Origin of the sequence: Hugenholtzia roseola DSM 9546, assembly GCF_000422585.1 — a bacterium.
Classification (GTDB): domain Bacteria; phylum Bacteroidota; class Bacteroidia; order Cytophagales; family Bernardetiaceae; genus Hugenholtzia; species Hugenholtzia roseola.
Genome location: NZ_AUGI01000025.1, coordinates 80,708 through 100,111, shown reverse-complemented (window position 1 = coordinate 100,111; position 19,404 = coordinate 80,708). Strand labels below are relative to the sequence as shown.

Here is a 19,404-nt window from a genome sequence, read left to right as displayed (position 1 = left end):
AGTGCCTTTGGTGGGCTGCCCTTTTTCCAAATCCAGACTTTTATTTTTATCTGAATATGAATACAAATCACAATTCTGCACAAAATCAAATCAAAAGAGAGATTATTCGCACAGAAAACCTTGCCAAACGCTACGTGATGGGCAGCGAGGTCATACATGCCTTGAAGTCTGTTTCAATCCAGATTCACGAGGGCGAGTACGTGGCGTTTATGGGTCCTTCGGGGTCGGGCAAATCTACGCTCATGAATCTTATTGGCTGTTTGGATACGCCAAGTGCAGGACGTTATATCCTTAATAATCAAGATGTTAGCAATATGACAGACAATCAGTTAGCAGAGGTAAGAAATAAAGAAATCGGATTTGTATTTCAAACTTTTAACCTTCTTCCGCGTGCTACTGCCCTCGATAATGTCGCGCTGCCGCTGATTTATGCAGGCATAGATGGCAAAAAACGCAAGGAGCGAGCCTTGCAAATGCTCACCAACGTAGGTTTGGGCGAGCGAGCAGGGCATAAGCCCAACGAACTTTCGGGGGGGCAGCGGCAGCGCGTTGCCATTGCAAGGGCTTTGGTCAATAATCCGAGCATCATTTTAGCAGACGAGCCTACGGGTAATTTGGATACCAAAACTTCCTATGAAATTATGAATTTGTTTGAAGAATTGTATCAAAAAGGGCATACAATTATTATGGTTACACACGAAGACGATATTGCCCAACATGCGCGTCGGATTATTACGTTGCGCGACGGGCTAATTGAAAAAGACCAAATCAACGAAAGCCCTATTTTTGCCAAATAATGCTTATTTTTGTGGGAACGGCTTGTATTATTTTGCAACGAAACGCTTGATTTTAAGGCGTTATTACAACGGTTCGAAGCTCAAAAAACAAAGTTTTGGGCTTCGAACAAATCTTCTGAACCCCTCTGCCTTAGTCGTGTTACATTCTAAAAATCAGGTGCAGCGATAGGAAACTCTGCTGTCCTCTTTTTTGAAGTGAGATTGAAAGAAAAAAGATTTTTAGACTCAAAAATAGGATTTGAACCAAATTTTATTTTGTTTCTAATTTGACAAGGCTTTTCGTAGCACCTAATCTTTCGGCTGCAAGAAAAGGGAGTTGGAGATTTTACCGCAACGCCAATTTTGAGCAAGATAGTTTTTGAATACAAAACAAGTAAGTTAAAAATCGTTCTTAATTTTCTATTTTCCCAACTACTTTTCCAAGCATGGCAACTATACAAAATTACATTGATGGTGCTTTGGTGCCGCCCCTAAGTGCCAATTATTGGCAGTCAATCAATCCCGCTTCGGGCAAATCATTTGCTTCCTATGCCGATTCAGACAAAAGAGATATAGAAATGGCGGTGCTGGCAGCGGAGTCGGCTTTTCCGCTTTGGTCGAGAGCTACTACAAAGTTTCGTTCTGATTTTTTGCTGAAAATAGCCGATAAGATAGAAGAAAATTTAGAAAAATTTGCACTTGCTGAAAGTCTGGACACAGGCAAACCGCTTGCTTTGGCACGAAAAATGGACATTCCGCGAGCTATAGAAAATTTACGCTTTTTCGCCACTGCCATTTTGCACGACCAGCAACAGGCGCATTATACCGAACCTACTGCCCTGAATTACACCCTGCGTCATCCTGTGGGGGTAGTGGCGTGCATTTCGCCATGGAATTTGCCCCTGTATTTATTTACGTGGAAAATTGCGCCTGCATTGGCGGCAGGCTGTACGGTAGTGGGCAAACCTTCGGAAATTACACCTTATACTGCCTTTCTTTTTTCTCAAATCTGTGTAGAAGTAGGACTTCCTAAGGGGGTTTTGAATATTGTGCATGGTTTAGGTGAAAAAGTAGGTGAGCCTTTAATTAAACATTCAAAAGTAAAAGCCATCTCTTTTACAGGTGGAACGGCAACGGGCAAAAGAATTGCGACGCATGCCGCGCCTTTGTTTAAAAAACTTTCTTTGGAATTGGGGGGTAAAAATGCAAATGTCATCTTTGCAGATTGCGATTTGGAAGAGGCGGTAGAAAATAGTTTGCGAGCGGCTTTCCTCAATCAGGGGCAAATTTGTTTGTGTGGCTCGCGTATTTTTGTAGAAAAGTCTATTTATGAAACGTTTAAAGAGCGTTTTATTGAAGGATTAAAAAAATGGAAAGTAGGCAATCCGCTTGATGCCGAAACACAAATCGGGGCTGTGGTATCAGAAGCGCACCTGAAAAAAGTGCTGTCTTATATAGAATTGGCAAAAGGAGAGGGCGGAAAGATAATTTTTGGTGGAAAAAGGCTGCAAATGGAGGGCGATTGTCAAGATGGTTTCTTTTTAGAACCTACTATTATAGAAAATTTAAGTCCCTTTTGTAGAACAAATCAGGAGGAAATTTTCGGCTTGGTCGTTACCCTTACGCCTTTTGAAAGTGAGCAGCAGGTCTTGACTTATGCCAATAGCACCGATTACGGTCTGGCTACTACGCTTTGGACAAACGATTTGAAGCGAGCGCACCGCTTGGCTGCCGCCTTTCAAACAGGTATCGTTTGGGTAAATTGTTGGCTTTTGCGCGATTTGCGAACGCCTTTTGGGGGCATGAAGGCTTCTGGGGTTGGGCGCGAAGGTGGTTTCGAAGCGTTACACTTTTTCACAGAAACACAAAATGTCTGTATCAAACTTTAAACACAAATTTTAAACACAAATTTTAAGTATAAATCTTAAACATAAAATTTTAGGGCTAATAGTGTAACAATAAAGCTATTAGCCCTAAGCTCTTTTATTTTTGCTCAAAATAGCTTCGCAAGGCGGTTTCTATATCCAACAAAAGATTTTCACCTGCGGCAGGCACAAATTTTTCGCCTACTACCTGTTCATAAAGTTCTTGGTAGCGTTGGGAAATATGCAGGACAATGGCATCAGTCATAGGGGGAACACTTTCGCCTGCCCTTCCCTGAAAGCCATTTTCTATGAGCCATTCACGCACAAATTCTTTTGATAATTGTTTTTGTTTTTCTCCTTTTTCTTGTCTTTGTTCGTACCCTTCTGCATAAAAATAGCGCGACGAGTCGGGGGTATGCACCTCATCTATTAAAATAATCTGACTATTTCCTGCTTCATCTTGGTATTTTCCAAATTCATATTTGGTATCTACTAAGATAAGTCCGCGCTCTGCTGCCATCTGGCTGCCTCTTTCAAAAAGGGCGAGGGCGTATTTTTCTATCTGTGCATAATCTTGGGGACTGACCAAACCCTGCGCCAAAATTTCGGCTTTTGAGATGTCCTCGTCGTGTCCTTCCTGTGCTTTGGTGCTGGGCGTGATGATAGGCGTAGGCAGTTTGTCGTTTTGCTTCAAGCCTTCGGGTAGGGTTTCGCCACAAAGTTCGCGCTTGCCGCTGGCGTAGGTACGCCAAGCATGCCCTGCCAAATAGCCGCGCACCACTACTTCAATCGGAAGCGGTTGGGCAGCCTTTCCAACACTCACCTGTGGGTGAATCTGTTTTTCGAGCCAATTCGGTACAATATCAGCTGTATTTTTGAGAAAATAGACCGCTATTTGGTTTAAAATCTGACCTTTATGTGGAATCGTGCGTGGTAAAATGACATCAAAAGCCGAAATGCGGTCGGAAGCAATAAGAGCTAATTGATTGCCAAAATAATATACTTCGCGTACTTTTCCGCGATAGAAATTCGTCTGACCCGCAATTTGAAAATGGGTCTGATTGACGGTAGCAGCAGGAGTGGGTGTCATGTTTTGAGCAGTATGGTTTTGGCTGCAAAGATAGCTTTATTTGAAAAACAAAGGCTGCCTGTGCGTTTCAATTCTTACCCAAGTCTGCCGCATTTTTTCATTTTAATCGCCAAGCAGCGGCATTTGTGGAAGCTCCAACGTGAAAGTTGCGCCTATGTTTATATCAGATTGAAGCGTAATTTTTCCTTTTAATTTTTCTATTGTTTCTTTTACGATATACAAACCCAAGCCTGACCCCTGACTATCTTGTGAGGCGCGATAAAACATTTCAAAAACTTGTTGTTGTAAGGCAGGCTCGATGCCGCGCCCGTTGTCTTGAATTTCGATAAGGAAACTCTGCGTTGTTTTTTGAAGGCGAATCTTGATGTAAGGTTTTTCTTTGTTTAGGTCGTGATAATGAATGGCATTAGAAATAAGATTGACTAATATTTTGTGCAAACGGTTGCTATCACTACAAACCCAGAAGTCCGCTGCCTGTGGTGCATCTACTATTTCTACGCTTTTTTCTATAAATGGGCTTTGAGGCAGATAGGCTAATTCTTCAAAAACTTCTCCTATCAGTTTGACAAGGCAAAAGCGTTCTATCCTGATTTCTAAGCGTGTATTGCGTGAATAGTGCGTAATTTCGCGCGTAAGGTGGTCTAATTTTTTGACACTTTTTTCAATCATCTCCAAATATGCCCGCTCATTGGGTTTTGCACTCAAATCGCTATCCAAACGGATAAGTTCCAAAATGCCCAAAATAGACATCAGCGGCGCACGCAAATCGTGAGAAGCACTATATACAAATCTATCTAATTCTTGATTTACTTTCCTAAGTTCTTCATTTTGAAGATGTAAGATTTCTTCCGATTTCTTACGCTCTGTGATGTCGCGAATTGCGCCATCAAACCAAATATTGCCTTCGGTGTCCTTGCTCGTCATGCCGCTCAATTCGCCCCAGAAGTGAGAGCCGTCTTTCCTACGAAAATGCACTTCTACGTTGGTAAAGATGGTATTTTCTACTAACTTCTTAACGATACGCTCGCGCTCTTCGGGCAGGAAATAAAGTCCGCTTGCCGAATTTTTGCGCAAATCTTCCAAAGAATCGTAGCCAAACATCTCTAAAAAGGTTTGATTGGCATAATAGACTCCAAATTTGGGACTACTTCTATAAATCCCTTCTCTAATATTCTGACTAATAGAAGTTAATAAATTCTGATTATCTGCTAACTGCCTTTGTTGAGCAATTAGCTCGCTTAGGTCGCGAATCACAACAGAAACCCCTGCGACTTCTTGTGTGCCATTTTGCGCCATCAAAATAGGATTAAAACGCACTTCAAAGGTTTGTAGGTAGCCATTTTTGTCTATTACTTTATCTATCAAACTAAAAACTTCACCTTGTAGGGCGCGTTCATAGTAGGGTCGCCAATAGGCAGAGCGGCTATTTTGATGTGAAAAGGAAAATAAGTTTTTTCCTACCTCTACTTGAATATGATAGTTTTCGTAAAAATAGTTTTGGTATGATTTATTTACTAATAAAAGCGTAAAATTTTTATCCACAGCCAACATCATATCATTGCTATTTTCTACAATCGCTTCCATGAGTGCGTTTTTTTCCATCAAAATCTGTGTGTAATGAATCGCCTGACATTGATGACATTCTGCTTTTGCTGCCAGTAGGTCTTCTATTTCTGTTTGAATTTGTGTATAATTTTGAGGCAAATCTGACTCAAACCGTCTTTCTGTCTTTATGTTAGGTTTCTTATTAGAAGTATTCATAAGATTAAAAGAAAAGTTCAATGAATAATAATTGATGATAATTTGAAAGAGATAATTTGAACGCGATAATCTGAAAAGGCAGTTGGTAGCGGGCGTTTGAAAGGCGCATCTTGCACTTTTTTGTTAAGATTTTGCTGCTGTGAGATTTTGCACCTCGCAAAAACTTCTCCCCTGCGGGTGTTTCCGAACACAATTTTTCAATTTCACACGACTTTAATATAGCTAAGGTACGGATTCTAATAAAAAAAGACGCGCTGAAAGCAAAAAATAGGCGTAGGAAGGAAACTTTTTAGTAGTTGGAAACGTTTAAGCGGACAATTTTTCGCATTTGTGCCTATTTTTTTAAACTTCTCTGCTTTTTCTTACATAGACCAAAAACAGCCGAAAAAGGCGAAACTTACAACCCAGTGCGCCATAGCCTTCTAAGCCAAACTTAGCCAAACTTTTGTGATTTGCTAAAAAATTCATAGTTTTGAAGGCGCAAAAGTAAAGCCGCTTAGGAGTTGCCAATTTCTTGCTGCTTCGAAAAGCTCTGCCTTTTGTTTTTCACTAACCCTTTGAAAATTGCAACATTCTTTTTATGAATATTTCCTTAAAATGGCTCCAAAAATATATAGCCCTATCAGATAAAACGCCACAAGAATTAGAGGCTTATCTTACCGAATTAGGCTTAGAAGTAGAGGCGATAGAAACCTATGAAACGGTAAAAGGTGGTTTGGAAGGATTGGTGGTAGGGCAGGTTCTGACTTGTGAAAAGCACCCCGACGCTGACAAACTCAAACTTACAACAGTAGATATAGGAGCAGAAAATCCGCTCTCTATCGTTTGTGGTGCGCCCAATGTAGCGGCAGGGCAGAAAGTCATTGTCGCAACCGTAGGCGCAACGCTTTATCCAACAGAGGGCGAGCCTTTGAAAATTAAAAAAGGGAAAATCAGAGGGGCAGTGTCCGAAGGTATGATTTGCGCCGAAGATGAAATCGGTTTGGGACATTCGCACGAAGGAATTATGGTTTTGCAGACAGACGCGCCCAATGGCAGCCCTGCCGCTACCGTTTTAGAAGTGGAAAGCGATACCGTTTTCACTATCGGACTAACGCCCAATAGAATTGATGCCGCCTCACACTATGGCGTAGCACGCGATTTGAAGGCGCGTTTGAAAAGAGAACTTTGCCGCCCTTCGGTAGAAAGTTTCAAGCCTAAAAATACAGATTTTAAAATAGAAATAGAAGTAAAAAATTCAGAAGCCGCACCGCGTTACGCAGGACTTACACTTACAGAAGTTAAGGTTGCGCCCTCTCCCGATTGGCTCAAACAGGCACTACAAGCGATTGGCGTGCGCCCTATCAATAACGTAGTGGATATTACCAACTATGTGCTGCACGCCTTCGGACAGCCGCTGCACGCTTTTGATGCTGATAAAATTGCAGGCAATAAAATCATTGTAACGACTCTCCCAAAAGATACAACTTTCAAGACCTTAGACGAAGTTGAGCGCAAACTTAGCGATACCGATTTGATGATTTGCGACGGCAACCAAAAGCCACTTTGTTTAGGCGGTATTTTTGGAGGGTTTGATTCGGGCGTAACCGAAAGCACAACGCGCATCTTTTTAGAAAGTGCTTATTTCAATCCTACCTATATTCGCCGTAGTGCCAAGCATCACGATTTATTTACAGATGCTTCTTTCCGTTTTTCGCGTGGTGCAGATATCAACAATGTTTTATATCCGCTCAAATATGCCGCTTTGTTGATTGAAGAAATTGCTTCGGGTAAGATTAGCTCCGAAATTACAGATTTCTATCCGCAAAAAATAGAAAATGCCGTCTTTTCTGTTAGGTATGATTATTTGGATAAGATTATCGGAAATAGTTTGGAAAAAGAACTCATTTTTGATATTTTAGAAAGCCTTGAAATTGAGGTCATAGAAAAAACCGACACAGATTTTAAAGTATCCGTACCGCCTTATCGCGTAGATGTATTGCAGCCTGCTGATATTGCTGAGGAGGTTTTGCGTGTCTATGGTTTAAATAATATTGCATTTTCTCAAACACCGCGCACTGATTTTGTTGCTGCCTTTGCCAAACCAGATGCACATTTATTGCGTCAGCAGGTGAGCCAACTTTTAGTGGGGGCAGGTTTGAGTGAAATGATGAACAATTCGCTAACCAGCTCCAAATATAGCAAAGCCCTGCAAATAGATTCAAAAGACGTTGTTATTCTGAATTATCTAAGTGAAGATTTAGATGTAATGCGACAAGATTTGCTTTTTGGTGGCTTGGAAAGCATCAAACGCAATCAAAATCGAGGGGTGCAAGATATAGCAGCCTTTGAATTTGGAAAATTCTACCAAAAACACACTGCGCCCGAAGGAAAAAACAAATATGTAGAAGCAGAACGCTTGGCAATTTGGCTATCGGGCAATAAAGGCGTGGAGTCTTGGCGTGAAAAAGCGAAAAAAGCAGACTTTTATGATTTGGGAGAGCTTGCTTCTAAAATTTTAAACCTACTGAATATCAAAGGTTTAGAACAAAGAACCCTAACAGACGACCTTTATTTTCAATACGGTTTGGAGTTGGGCAAACGCAAGGGCAAAGACGACTTTGAGCCTATTGTGCGATTGGGATTAGTTAAAAGAAAGGTCTGTAAATTAGCAGACTTAAATGTTGATGTTTTTTATGCCGACCTAAATTGGGAATGGCTCATCAAAAATCACAACGAAAAGAAAACGTATCAAGAAATTTCGCGTTTCCCTTCGGTGCGTCGCGACCTTTCTTTGGTTGTTGCTAAAAATATTTCGTTTCAGACCTTAGAGAATATTGCCAAGCGCACTGAACGAAAACTTTTGCAAGAGGTTGGTGTCTTTGATGTCTATGAAGGGGAGCGCATCGATGCCGATAAAAAAGCATACGCCCTTCGCTTCATTCTCCAAGACCAAGACAAAACCTTAGACGAGCAAACCATAGAAAAAACAATGAACAAGTTAATGCTTGCTTTTGAAAAAGAAGCAGATGCTTTAATTAGAAAATAGACTTTTTAACTACTTAGCTTTACTAATCTTCAAAAAATTAGTAAAGCTAAGGATTTTTCTAATTAGATTGACTTTCTGAACGTGGTAACAAGGTTGGGAAAAAAACAAATTTTTCTCTATTCTTTCCCTGTTTTTTTCCTTTTCGGGTATCTTTTCAAAATTTTTTTCGTACTTTTAAAGCGGTGCAGGCTTCTGTTTCTGAATTGAAATACAAACAAAAGTCTAAACCTTAATTGTTTATTTTTTAATTTTACTATCAAAATGGCAATTTCTTTGAAAAAAGGCAACTCTTTTAATCTTTCTAAAAGCGAACCCGCGCTCAAAAAAATTTTGGTCGGTTTGGGTTGGGAAATGTCCTCACAGGCAAAGATGGATTTAGACGTTTCTGTGTTTATGTTGGGTAGTTCGGGCAAACTGCCTGCGGACGAGTTTTTCGTTTTTTACAACAATCTCAAATCGCCCGACGGTTCGGTGCAACACACAGGCGATAATCGCACAGGCGATGACGAGGGCGACGACGAAATGATTTTGGCAAATCTTGCCTTAGTGAGTCCCCAAGTGAGCGAAATTCTTTTTGTCGTTACCATACACGAGGCGCAAGCCCGCCGCCACCATTTTGGCTTGCTTCAAAATGCCTATATCCGCATTGTAGATGTGGAAAACAACCGCGAGATTTTGCGCTATGATTTAGACCAAGATTTTACGCAATACACCGACATGGAATTTGGCAAACTGACCCTACAAAATCAGGATTGGCACTTTACTGCCCTTGGCATTGGCAATCAGAACGGCTTACAAGGTTTTGTGGATAAATATGCGTAGTAGGTCTTTTGTTGCGTTTGTGAGCCAGCTTAAACAGAGGGCAGAATCTTGGTAAGCCATTGAAAATCAGGCATTTGCATAGAAAAAGTCCCTGCTCCAAAGCTATTCACAAACTTTACTTCTCACTTTTTAATCTCTTTACTATGAGCATTTCGCTAAACAAAAAAACGGGCATCAATCTTTCCAAAGGAAGCCGCATCTCTTTGGAAAAAGAGGGCAGTGCGCTGCAAAATATTTGTATTGGCATCAATTGGGGCAAAATCAAGAAAAAGAGCTTTTTTGGCTTGCTTTCCTCCGACGAATCGGTAGATTTAGATGGCAGCGTTGCCCTTTATGATGGCAATAATCGCTATTTGGAAACGATTTATTTTAAAAATCTCACTTCCAGCGACGGGGCTATCCGACACAGTGGCGACGATAGAAGTGGCGATAGTGTAGAAGATGACTACGATAATGAAGTGATAGAAATTTCATTGTCTAAACTTTCCATGCAGGTAGCCAAAATGGTCTTTTTCATCAACTCTTATTTGGGGCAGGATTTTGCCGACATTCCCTACTCTAAAATTAGAATCTACGAAGGAACGCCGCAAGATATAAGGCAGGTCTTGGCTACCTTCAATTTGTCGGCGGAAGCGGCTTTTGGCGGACATACTGCCATGCTCATGGGAAAGATGTGGCGCAAAGAAAACGGAAAATGGGACTTTAAGGCACTTGGCGAACCGCTACGCGCCCCCAACATTTCGGAAACCTTGCAAAAAATTGAGGCGCACTTTTTAGACTAAACAACGCAGGACAAGGCATTATGCTTCGCGCTACTTTGCAGGGTAAGATGCTGTATTGTCCGAATTTGGGTTGAAATAAAATGCTGTATTTAAAAAACAGACCCTAAGTTTCTTCAAGACACTTAGGGTCTGTTACAACGGTCAGAAAGTCAAAAAACGGGGTTTTGTGCTTCGCGCAAATCACCTGAACCCCCACCCTGCCCTCCAGTGATGTTAAATTCTAAAAATCAAATGCAAATGTAGGGACAAGGCACTGCCTTGTCCGCAGTGAGATTGAAATAAAAAAGGATTTTCAGACCCAAAAATAGGGGTCAGTCCAAATTTTATTTCGTGTCAAATTTGACAAAACTTTGACAAAATAAGGCTTTTTACAGAACTTAACATTACTGCCCTGCCCTCCCCCCATAGGGGAGGGTTCGAAAACCAAATCATTTTTTTATGCTCGCATAAAAAAATGATACCATATCAAAGCCCCTCCCTTTGGGGGAGGGGTTTGGGGTGGGGTGCATTTAAGGCTTTTATCGTTGTAACAACGCCAGACACTTAGGGTTTGTTTATCGATACGATTTTAAAACTTTGCAGGCTTTTTATGCTAAAAAACTATCTAATAAATAGCAATTCACGATATTTGGGCATCTTCCAAAGTTCGTCATCTATCAGAAGTTCCAACTTATCGATGCTATAACGAATTTCGTCAAAATAAGGCTTGATGATTTGGCTATAAGCCTTCGCCGATTCCGCCACATCGAGCGCATTGGCATCTTTTCGGGCGTTAATCATTGCCTTGACTTTGTGCGTTATCAAAGTTACATGCTTGGCAATACGGCGGACGGTATCGACCATTACTTCGGTTTCGCTTTCCAAACCGATTTGGCGCATCTGGCTGATAGTTTCCAAAAGTCTTTGCTGGTAGGCGATTGCCGAAGGTACGATATTATTCATGGCAAGGTCGCCCAAAAGTCGCGACTCGATTTGGATTTGCTGGGCGTATTTTTCGAGTTGGATTTCATGGCGTGCCTCCATTTCCACTTCTGTAAAGATGCCATTTTTTACAAAAACCTCCTTGCAGTGTTCGCTCATGGCGGCTTGCAATGCGTCATAGGTGCTACGATAATTGGAAAGTCCGCGTTTTTGGGCTTCTTGTTTCCATTCTTCGCTGTAATTATTGCCTTCGAAGCGAATGGCTTTGCTTTCCGTAATGTAGCGGCGCAGGATATTGATAATGGCTAATTCCAACTTTTCGCCTTTTTCTACGGCTGCTTCTACTTCGGTGTGAAAGACTTGAAGCTGATTGGCGACAATCGTATTGAGCGTCGTCATTGGAAGGGCTGAATTGGCAGACGAACCAACGGCTCTAAATTCGAACTTGTTACCTGTAAAGGCAAAAGGCGAGGTGCGGTTGCGGTCGGTGTTGTCTAAAAGGATAGGTGGAATTTTATCGATGCCCAACTTCATGTACATATTGTCGCCTTTGCCAATTTGTACGGTCGCATTATTTTCTAATTCCTCCAAAACGCGCGTGAGCTGTTCGCCGATAAAGACCGAAATAATGGCAGGCGGAGCTTCATTTGCGCCCAAGCGATACTCATTTGCGTCAGAGGCGATACTTGCCCGCAATAGGTCGGAATAGACATGAACGGCTTTGATGGTATTGACAAAAAAGGCGAGAAATTGTAGGTTGTCTTTGGGTTTGTTGGTAGGCGAAAGCAGGTTTTTGCCTGTGTTGGTCTGCATAGACCAGTTATTGTGTTTGCCGCTTCCATTGACTCCTTGAAAGGGTTTTTCGTGAAAAAGTACCCTAAAATTGTGCCTATCCGCTACGCGGCTCATGGTGTCCATCAGCAGCATATTGTGGTCTATCGCTACATTGACTTCCTCGAAAACGGGGGCGCATTCAAATTGAGCAGGCGCAACTTCGTTGTGGTGGGTCGTGATGGGAATACCCAATTTAAGTGCCTCAATTTCAAAGTCTTGCATAAAGGCTTTGATACGTGCAGGAATCGAGCCGAAGTAATGGTCTTCGAGTTGCTGTCCGCGTGCAGGGCTATGTCCGAAAAGGGTTCTGCCTGAAAGCATCAAATCGGGACGCGCCATGTAGAGGGCTTTATCGATGAGGAAAAATTCTTGTTCTATGCCCAAAGTGGCGGTTACTTTCGTTACGTTTTTATCGAAAAAACGACAAACTGCCGAAGCCGACTTGCTCAATAGTTCCAAAGATTTTAGCAGCGGAGCTTTTGTATCTAAAGCTTCGCCTGTGTAAGCGACAAAAATAGAAGGAATACAAAGCGTTTTGCCGCCGCCACTTTCTACCAAAAAAGCAGGCGAGGAGGGGTCCCAAGCACTGTATCCGCGTGCCTCGAAGGTGTTGCGAATCCCGCCGTTGGGGAAAGACGAGGCATCGGGTTCTTGCTGCACTAAGGTTGTGCCTTTAAATTCTTCTATGGCTCTGCCTTCGCTATCTAAGCGGAAAAAAGAGTCGTGTTTTTCAGCGGTGCTGCCGCGCAAAGGGTGAAACCAGTGTGTAAAGTGTGTCGCACCGCGCTCTATTGCCCAACTTTTCATGGCGGAGGCTACGGTATCGGCAAGTGAGCCGTCTATTTTTTCACCTTTTTCAATGGCTGCCTCCAACTTTTTAAAACTACTCGGCGAAAGATAGGCTTTCATGGTCTTTCTATCAAAAACATTGACCCCGAAGTAGTCGGAAATCTTGGAAGCAGGCGGCGTTACGGTTTGTTCGTGGCGGTTTTGTGCAGCCTCGATAGCGCGAAAACGAAGAATAGCCATATAGAAGAATTTTGATGGTTTTTGGGTGAAAAGGCTTCAATATACAGGGGCAAAGTTAGAAAAAGTATCATCAATTTCCAAATATACCCTCAAAAAAGAAGGGGTATTCACAAAAACGTAAAAATAGGAGTTCCCTTTCCCTACAAATTCTTGACAGATATTGCGAAGGGTTGAATCGCTTGTGCAGTTGTGAGCCAAAGTGCTGGGCGCACAGATTTGGTATAGATTTGACACAGATTCGACACAGATTGGGAAAAGAGTTGGGTATAGATTGGCTCAAAATCTCTATCTTTGCCCTTTGCCAAAAGAAGTGCCTTATTTTTGCCGCCTCCAACCTATCCTTTTTGCCTGACGATGAAATTTTTAAAACTCTTTTCTGCCCAAAACGAACCGAAAAGCGACTTAGAACTCGTCGAATTATACAAACAGACGAGCGACAATCGCCATGTGGGAGAGCTTTTCAATCGTTATACTCACTTGGTCTTTGGGGTCTGTATGAAGTATCTCAAAGATGAAGAGGAGAGCCGTGATGCGGTGATGCTCATTTTCGAAAAACTTCTTACCGACTTAAAACGTTTTGAAATACAGAACTTTGCCCCTTGGCTGCATCGGCTCACCCAAAATTTTTGTCTGATGTATCTTCGGCAAAAAGAAAGGGACTTCAAACGAACCGAAAATCTGAAAAATGACGTATATGCAGATATGGAAAGTCAGACAAATTGGCATCTCTCTGATGAAGCCGACCCTGACGCACCGCAAACTCAAATTCACAACATAGAGGAGGCTCTAACGCATTTGAAAGAAAACCAACGCCTTTGTTTGGTGTTATTCTATTTGGAAGAAAAGAGCTACCAAGAGGTAGCCGCTCAAACAGGCTTTTCGCTGGGCGAAGTAAAGAGCTATATCCAAAACGGACGGCGCAACATCAAAAAGCTATTAGGCATTTTGTGCGTTTCGGGCAGCGTCATCTGTCTATGGCTATTTTTTTAAACCTACCTCTCTAAACTGTTTTTCACATGAATCGCAAATTTACCCCTTCGGCTTATCGTCAAATCATTGAAAATACCGATAGTGTTTCGCCTAAGCAGCTCAAAAAATACCTCGAAGGGAAACTTTCCGAAAAAGAAGCCCATCAGGTGGAAAAGCAGCTCATCAACTGCTCCTTCGCTACCGAAGCCTTAGAGGGCTATCAGCAAAATAAGGCTTTAGACCCTACTGAAATTGCAAAGAAATTGGCGCAGGACATCGACAAATACAACCGTGAGCGCGGTTTCGGCGACGGACTCCCAACCCTTAGTAATTGGCTTCGATTGGGGTCTGTGGCTGCCGCAGGCTTGTTTTTGGTCGGATTTGTAGGGCTTATTTATTGGCAGATGCAGGGCATTGTCTATAAAGCCGAGCAGCAAAATGCGGCTACTGCCCTCAAACAAAGCACGCAAGCCCAAGAAGCCCCCCTACTTGCAGACGCACCTGCCCAAACGCAAGAAGCGGCAAGAGAAAACGAAAATCAGAACCAAAATCAAGACCAAAATCCAAATCTGCCAGAAAAGCCACAACAAGAGCAGCAATCTATCGCACAGGCAGAGCCAAACAAATCTGAAATCGACCAAGCACAAAGGGCTGCACAGCAAGCACAGCAAGCACAAAGAGAGGCTACCCAAACGCCTACGGTCATAGAAACAGACGATTTTACTATCGAAAAAAAGAAAGAAAAAAGCACAGACCAAAAGGACACATCAGGCGACAAAACTGTCCTGAAAAATCCCGAAAAATTCACCCTCACACAAGCCTACCAATTTTATCAAAGGGGTGAATTTGGGGCTGCCAGCCAACTTTTTGACTTTTTTCTAACCAAAAATCCAAAAAACGCCGAGCTACTCTTTCATGCCGCCCATGCGCATTTGCTCAACAAAAACCATAGCCGCGCCGCTACCCTTTTCGAGCAACTTCTAACGCAAAAGGCGGAACTCGAAGCCTCGCGCGTGGAGGAAAGCCGCTATTATTTGGCTCTTGCCTATGTAGAATTGGCTAAAAAAGAGCAGGCACGTGAAATTTTGCAAGACCTTGTCAGAAAGAAAGGCAGTTTTGCGGCGAAGGCACAGCAAAAACTCAACGATTTGTAGGTGCATTTGTAGGTTCTAAAAATTAGATACAAATGCAGGGACAAGGCATTGTCTTGTCCGAAGTTGGATTGAAATAAAAAAGAACTTTCAGACCCAAAAAGAGGCGCAAGTTGGAAGCAGTACCCACCAAAGCAGGAAGTGCTGCCCGAATTTCGGTAGGAATAAGTGCCTGACTTTATTTCTGCCACAAAAAATCCTAAAAACAAAAAAAAGCCTTCATTTGCAAAATAATCTTAAAATGACTATTTTGCGCAGGGTTTTGATGCAGTTTCAACTTTTATGGCGAGTACAAAAGTAATTCCTGTTATTTTTTTGGCTTTTTCGAATCCAAAATACGACTTGCGTAGTTTGGACGAGGAACAAAATGCGATTCGAAGGATTGTCTATCGAGCGCAGCAGGCAGGAATTTGTGAATTTGTCGAACGCCCCAATGCGAGTGTGGAAGACATCTTCGAGGTCTTTCAAGACCCTTTGTATAGAAACAGAATTGCGATTTTTCACTATGGCGGACATGCAGGCGATTTCGAGCTACTCATGCGTGGCGGCAGCGCACATACGCAGGGTTTAGATGCTTTTTTGGCGAGCCAAGATAGTCTGCATTTGGTCTTTCTCAATGGTTGCTGCACCAAATTGCAGGCGCAATCGCTGATAGAAAAAAATATTCCTGCCGTCATTGCTACTTCGCAGGCGATAGAAGACACCGTAGCGGCAGACTTTTCATTTCAATTTTATAGTGCCTTGACCGTAGGCGAGGATATAGAAAGTAGCTACCGCACTGCCGAAAATTTTATCAAGACCAAAGTAGGAGATTTTGAAAAAGAACCCGAATCGCATCGCGCCCTTATCCGAAAGAGTAGCATCATCAAAGATAAGAGCGACAAGATTCCTTGGCAACTTTATGAAAGTCAGGGCATAGAAAGGCAGGCGGCTTGGTCTTTGGCAAAGGCAAACAAAAATCCGCTTTTTGGCTTGCCCGAACTGCCTGCTCACCAGTTTCATCTGCCCAATCAACCCTTTATTTCGTTGCGCTATTTTACAGAAAAAGAAGCCCCTATCTTTTTTGGGCGTGGCGAGGTCATTCGCGATTTGTACCTAAAAATTGCCAATACAGACAACAACGACTTGCTCCTTTTTTACGGACAATCGGGGGCAGGCAAATCATCTCTTTTAGATGCGGGCTTAGTGCCGCGTCTGCGCCTTTATCACGAGGTCTGTTATGCGCGTCGGAATGGGGCTATCGGACTTAGCAAGACGCTACAAACGGCGTTGGTAGGCGAGGAAAAAGCCCTACAACAGGACACCAGCACGATTTCTTCGGCGTGGAAAGCCATCGAGCAAAAGAGCGGCAAACCTTTGGTAGTGGTCATAGACCAAGTGGAGGAAGTCTTTACCAAACCCAATAGCTTTTTGGGTACGGAGTGGCGTGATTTCCTCGATTTATTGAGTTCGATTTTTCTCTTGCGCGACCAAGCTCCCAAAGGAAAGCTCATTCTAAGCTATCGCAAGGAATTTCATGCCGAAATTGAGCGCAACATAGAGGAGCGGCATCTGCCCACAACGCGCTATTTTTTGGAACACCTCAAAAGGGAAAACATTGTAGAAATTGTATCGGGGCTAACCTTAGGGCGCAGAACGCGCGAAAAGTACCATCTGGAAGTAGAGCCGATGCTGCCTGAAATTATCGCCGACGACCTTTTAGAAGACCAAAGCTCTGCCATTGCGCCTGTACTGCAAATTTTGCTTACCAAGATGTGGCATCAGGCTTCCGACATCAACGACGCGCGTCCGCATTTTACCATCGAATTGTACCAAAAACTCAAAAGGGGCGGCATCTTGTTAGATGATTTTTTTAATCAACAGATGAATTTGGTGCGCGAATGGAACGCCGAAGTAGAGCAAACGGGTTTGGTCTTGGATATACTCAATTTCCATACAACTGCCTTGGGAACTGCCGACGTAAGGGAGCGCAAGGAATTGCAACAAAGGTATAGCCATCAGCAAAAAGTGTTAGAGCCGCTTTTGGGCAAATTGAGCGAACTCTACCTTCTTTCAAGCGTTACGCCTACCCTAACGGGTTTGGCACACGATACCCTTGCACCCCTGATTCAGAACGAATTTAAAAATTCCGACCGTGCAGGGCAGCGTGCTTTTCGTATCTTAGAAAATAGGGTCATCGAATTTGAGGCAGACCCCACAGCGACTCTCGACGAAACCGACCTTACCTTAGTAGAAAGGGGGGCAAATGGTATGCGCCTTTGGAATCAGAAAGAAAAACTTTTGATAGAGGCAAGCCGTCAGCAGCGCAAAAAGCGCAAGCGCGTTATCGCTGCCTTGCGTTGGGCAGGCGTTGCGGTGGTAGCCCTGATTGCAGGCTTTGGCATTTGGGCGCAATACCTTAGAGGGATTGCCGAAGATGCGCGTGAGAGCCTCGAAATCACGATGCAGCAGAAAGATAGCACTTCTAAGGAACTTTCAAAGGAAAAGTCGAAGGTAGAATTTGCCCTCTCGAAGGTAAAAGAGCAGGAGCAGGTCTTGAAAAAAAATATCACCCAGCTCACCGAAAATGAGGAAAAGCTCAAAAAGGCAATCGCCGACGCGACCGCCTCCGAACAAAGGGCAATTCAGCAGGGAAACATTGCCCGTAAAAATGAGCGCATTGCCATAGAAAAAGGAAAGGAATTAGAGCAATCTTTGTCCAAAGAAAAACGCGCACAGATGGCTGCCAACATTGCCCTCAATGCTGCCAACACTTCTACACAAGTTTCGCAACACCACCTTTATTTTTTCAACGCCAAAGAATTGGCTTCGCAGTCTTTAAACCAGCAGAGTTTCGATACCCTGCAAGCACTTTTAGCCCTCACTTCCGCCGACCTGACGGAGGAAGCCTTCAATCCGCAAAGGTTTTCGCTTTTAGGAAATTTCTTTACCAAACAGTATTCGCCCGAAACCTTAGAAGCCCTCTTGCGTGCCTTTTCGCGCTTTGGAAACGACCTTTTGGCAAAAGGCGAGGTGCGCCATCTGGCAGTCAATCCGATATATAGGCAGGTAGCACACCTGACGGCAGAGGGAAAAATCGAAATTGCTGACGTGGTAGAGCAGGAATCGGACTATCCTTATTTGCGAAAAAAGGCGCAGTTTAGTTTGGGTAAAAATGAATACCTCAAATCGCTTATCTTCAATAGATTGGGAACGTTTTTATGGGCAGCAAGCGAAACAACACTTTTTCGCCTTAATCCGCAGGCTGATGACAAAAAGACTAAAAAAGTAGAAAAAATAGCCACGCTAAGTGCAGTTCCCCTCGAACTTAATTTGATAGAGAATGAGAAAAATGCCCTTGCCGTTTTGCTTTTAGAAGATGGAAAAATTGTGCTTTATGATTTGAATACTTCACAAAGCCAATTCCTTGAAGTGCCTGCACCCGACAAACCCACAGCCATTGCCGTAGCTCAACCTTCGGAACAGGAAACACGCCTTTTTATCGGAACAAAACGCGGTAGCCTTTATTTTTACGACTTGGGCAAAAGCAAGCAGCCCGAACTTCTTTTGAAGGAGGTGAGCAAAAGCCCTATTTCGGCTCTGGCTTTCAATAAAATCAGAAACTGGTTAGTGGCAGGCACTACCATAGGCGAGGTCTTTACCCTTACGCGCCCTTATAGCAGCAATGCCAAGCAATTAAACCCACAATTTTTCACACGCCACCATCAAGGAATTGTATCGAAAATCGCCTTCAATGCAACGGGCGATTGGCTTGCTACGGCAAGTTTAGACCAAAGCATCATGTTGCGAAACCTTAAAAATGTGCGTGCCAATGAATTAGAACGCCTTGTGCCTGTTGTTATCCAGCAGGAAGGACACTATGTCTTTCAAGTTGGGTTTGCCACCGAAAACGACTATCTACTCACAGGTGATGCCTTTCAGATGAACGTCTATTCCACAGACGTATATTGGTTGTATGAAAAAATTAAGAACGCAACACAAAATAAATTGCTTTCTTCGCGCGACTGGGCGTATTTTATTCGTGGTGAGATTCAGCGTCCTAAAAATGACGATTAAACGCTGCCTTTGCATCTTTTTATTTTTTATCTTTTTGTATCCTTTTTGTGTGAAAAAGGCATTTTCCTATCTGAATCATAGCCCACAGACTTACATTTTTTGGACTTAGAAAGCGAAATTTTCAAAAAATCGAAGAATTTTATTAGCTTTGTGCAATCTTGCTGTACGTGTCAGAAAGGCTTTGAAGGTGAAAGTGTTTGCTTGGCACTTCCCTACGTCGTTTTACGCACCTTTCGGGAGCATGGGGGCTGCTTGAAATCTCTTTTTTGACTTTTTGAAGCAAAAAAAGAGAAAAAATAGCGTAAAAGCGTAGCTTGATG

At 42.9% G+C, this 19,404-nt stretch carries 12 protein-coding genes; 8 read left to right on the top strand and 4 right to left on the bottom strand.

What is annotated here, in order from left to right; translation table 11 throughout:
• The first annotated feature begins 56 nt into the window (after window positions 1-56).
• Together G500_RS0100430 and G500_RS0100420 are read left to right on the top strand one after the other, a co-directional pair.
• Window positions 57-797, top strand: a complete 741-nt coding sequence (locus G500_RS0100430) for an ABC transporter ATP-binding protein (RefSeq protein WP_051203180.1) — start codon at window positions 57-59, stop codon at window positions 795-797.
• A gap of 425 nt (window positions 798-1,222) precedes the next feature.
• Window positions 1,223-2,665, top strand: coding sequence for an aldehyde dehydrogenase (locus G500_RS0100420; protein WP_027001163.1), 1,443 nt, complete (start codon window positions 1,223-1,225; stop codon window positions 2,663-2,665).
• Window positions 2,666-2,759: 94 nt separating this feature from the next.
• On the opposite strand, the gene G500_RS21790 is transcribed toward G500_RS0100420, so the two are convergent.
• From G500_RS21790 to G500_RS26415, 3 genes are all read right to left on the bottom strand, one after another.
• The gene (locus G500_RS21790) at window positions 2,760-3,731 is read right to left on the bottom strand and encodes a phosphoribosylaminoimidazolesuccinocarboxamide synthase (protein ID WP_035755803.1); all 972 of its coding nucleotides are present in this window, start codon (window positions 3,729-3,731) and stop codon (window positions 2,760-2,762) included.
• A 102-nt stretch (window positions 3,732-3,833) separates the two neighbouring features.
• Entirely contained in the window at window positions 3,834-5,492 is a 1,659-nt protein-coding gene (locus G500_RS24640) for a sensor histidine kinase (RefSeq protein WP_154656954.1), read from the bottom strand.
• A gap of 342 nt (window positions 5,493-5,834) precedes the next feature.
• Window positions 5,835-5,960, bottom strand: a complete 126-nt coding sequence (locus tag G500_RS26415; RefSeq protein WP_281169302.1) for a hypothetical protein — start codon at window positions 5,958-5,960, stop codon at window positions 5,835-5,837.
• A gap of 112 nt (window positions 5,961-6,072) precedes the next feature.
• Here G500_RS26415 and pheT point away from each other — a divergent pair, with 112 nt between their 5' ends.
• The 3 genes from pheT (at window position 6,073) to G500_RS0100385 (ending at window position 10,124) form a co-directional block, all read left to right on the top strand.
• Window positions 6,073-8,520, top strand: coding sequence for a phenylalanine--tRNA ligase subunit beta (gene pheT, locus G500_RS0100400; protein WP_027001162.1), 2,448 nt, complete (start codon window positions 6,073-6,075; stop codon window positions 8,518-8,520).
• A gap of 261 nt (window positions 8,521-8,781) precedes the next feature.
• Window positions 8,782-9,342, top strand: coding sequence for a TerD family protein (locus G500_RS0100390; RefSeq protein ID WP_027001161.1), 561 nt, complete (start codon window positions 8,782-8,784; stop codon window positions 9,340-9,342).
• 143 nt (window positions 9,343-9,485) lie between these two features.
• Window positions 9,486-10,124 (top strand): TerD family protein, encoded by a 639-nt coding sequence (locus G500_RS0100385; RefSeq protein WP_027001160.1) that lies wholly within the window; start codon window positions 9,486-9,488, stop codon window positions 10,122-10,124.
• 600 nt (window positions 10,125-10,724) lie between these two features.
• Here G500_RS0100385 and G500_RS0100380 read toward each other — a convergent pair.
• A complete protein-coding gene (locus G500_RS0100380; RefSeq protein ID WP_027001159.1) occupies window positions 10,725-12,908 on the bottom strand; it encodes a glutamine synthetase III family protein in 2,184 nt (727 codons plus the stop codon).
• A gap of 354 nt (window positions 12,909-13,262) precedes the next feature.
• Between G500_RS0100380 and G500_RS21780 the strand changes: the two genes are divergently transcribed.
• The 3 genes from G500_RS21780 to G500_RS0100360 all read left to right on the top strand — a co-directional run bounded on the left by G500_RS21780 (window position 13,263) and on the right by G500_RS0100360 (window position 19,084).
• A complete protein-coding gene (locus G500_RS21780) occupies window positions 13,263-13,898 on the top strand; it encodes an RNA polymerase sigma factor (protein ID WP_086047763.1) in 636 nt (211 codons plus the stop codon).
• A gap of 26 nt (window positions 13,899-13,924) precedes the next feature.
• Entirely contained in the window at window positions 13,925-15,031 is a 1,107-nt protein-coding gene (locus G500_RS0100365) for a tetratricopeptide repeat protein (RefSeq protein WP_027001158.1), read from the top strand.
• 279 nt (window positions 15,032-15,310) lie between these two features.
• Window positions 15,311-19,084, top strand: coding sequence for an nSTAND1 domain-containing NTPase (locus tag G500_RS0100360; protein ID WP_027001157.1), 3,774 nt, complete (start codon window positions 15,311-15,313; stop codon window positions 19,082-19,084).
• The last annotated feature ends 320 nt before the right edge of the window (window positions 19,085-19,404 follow it).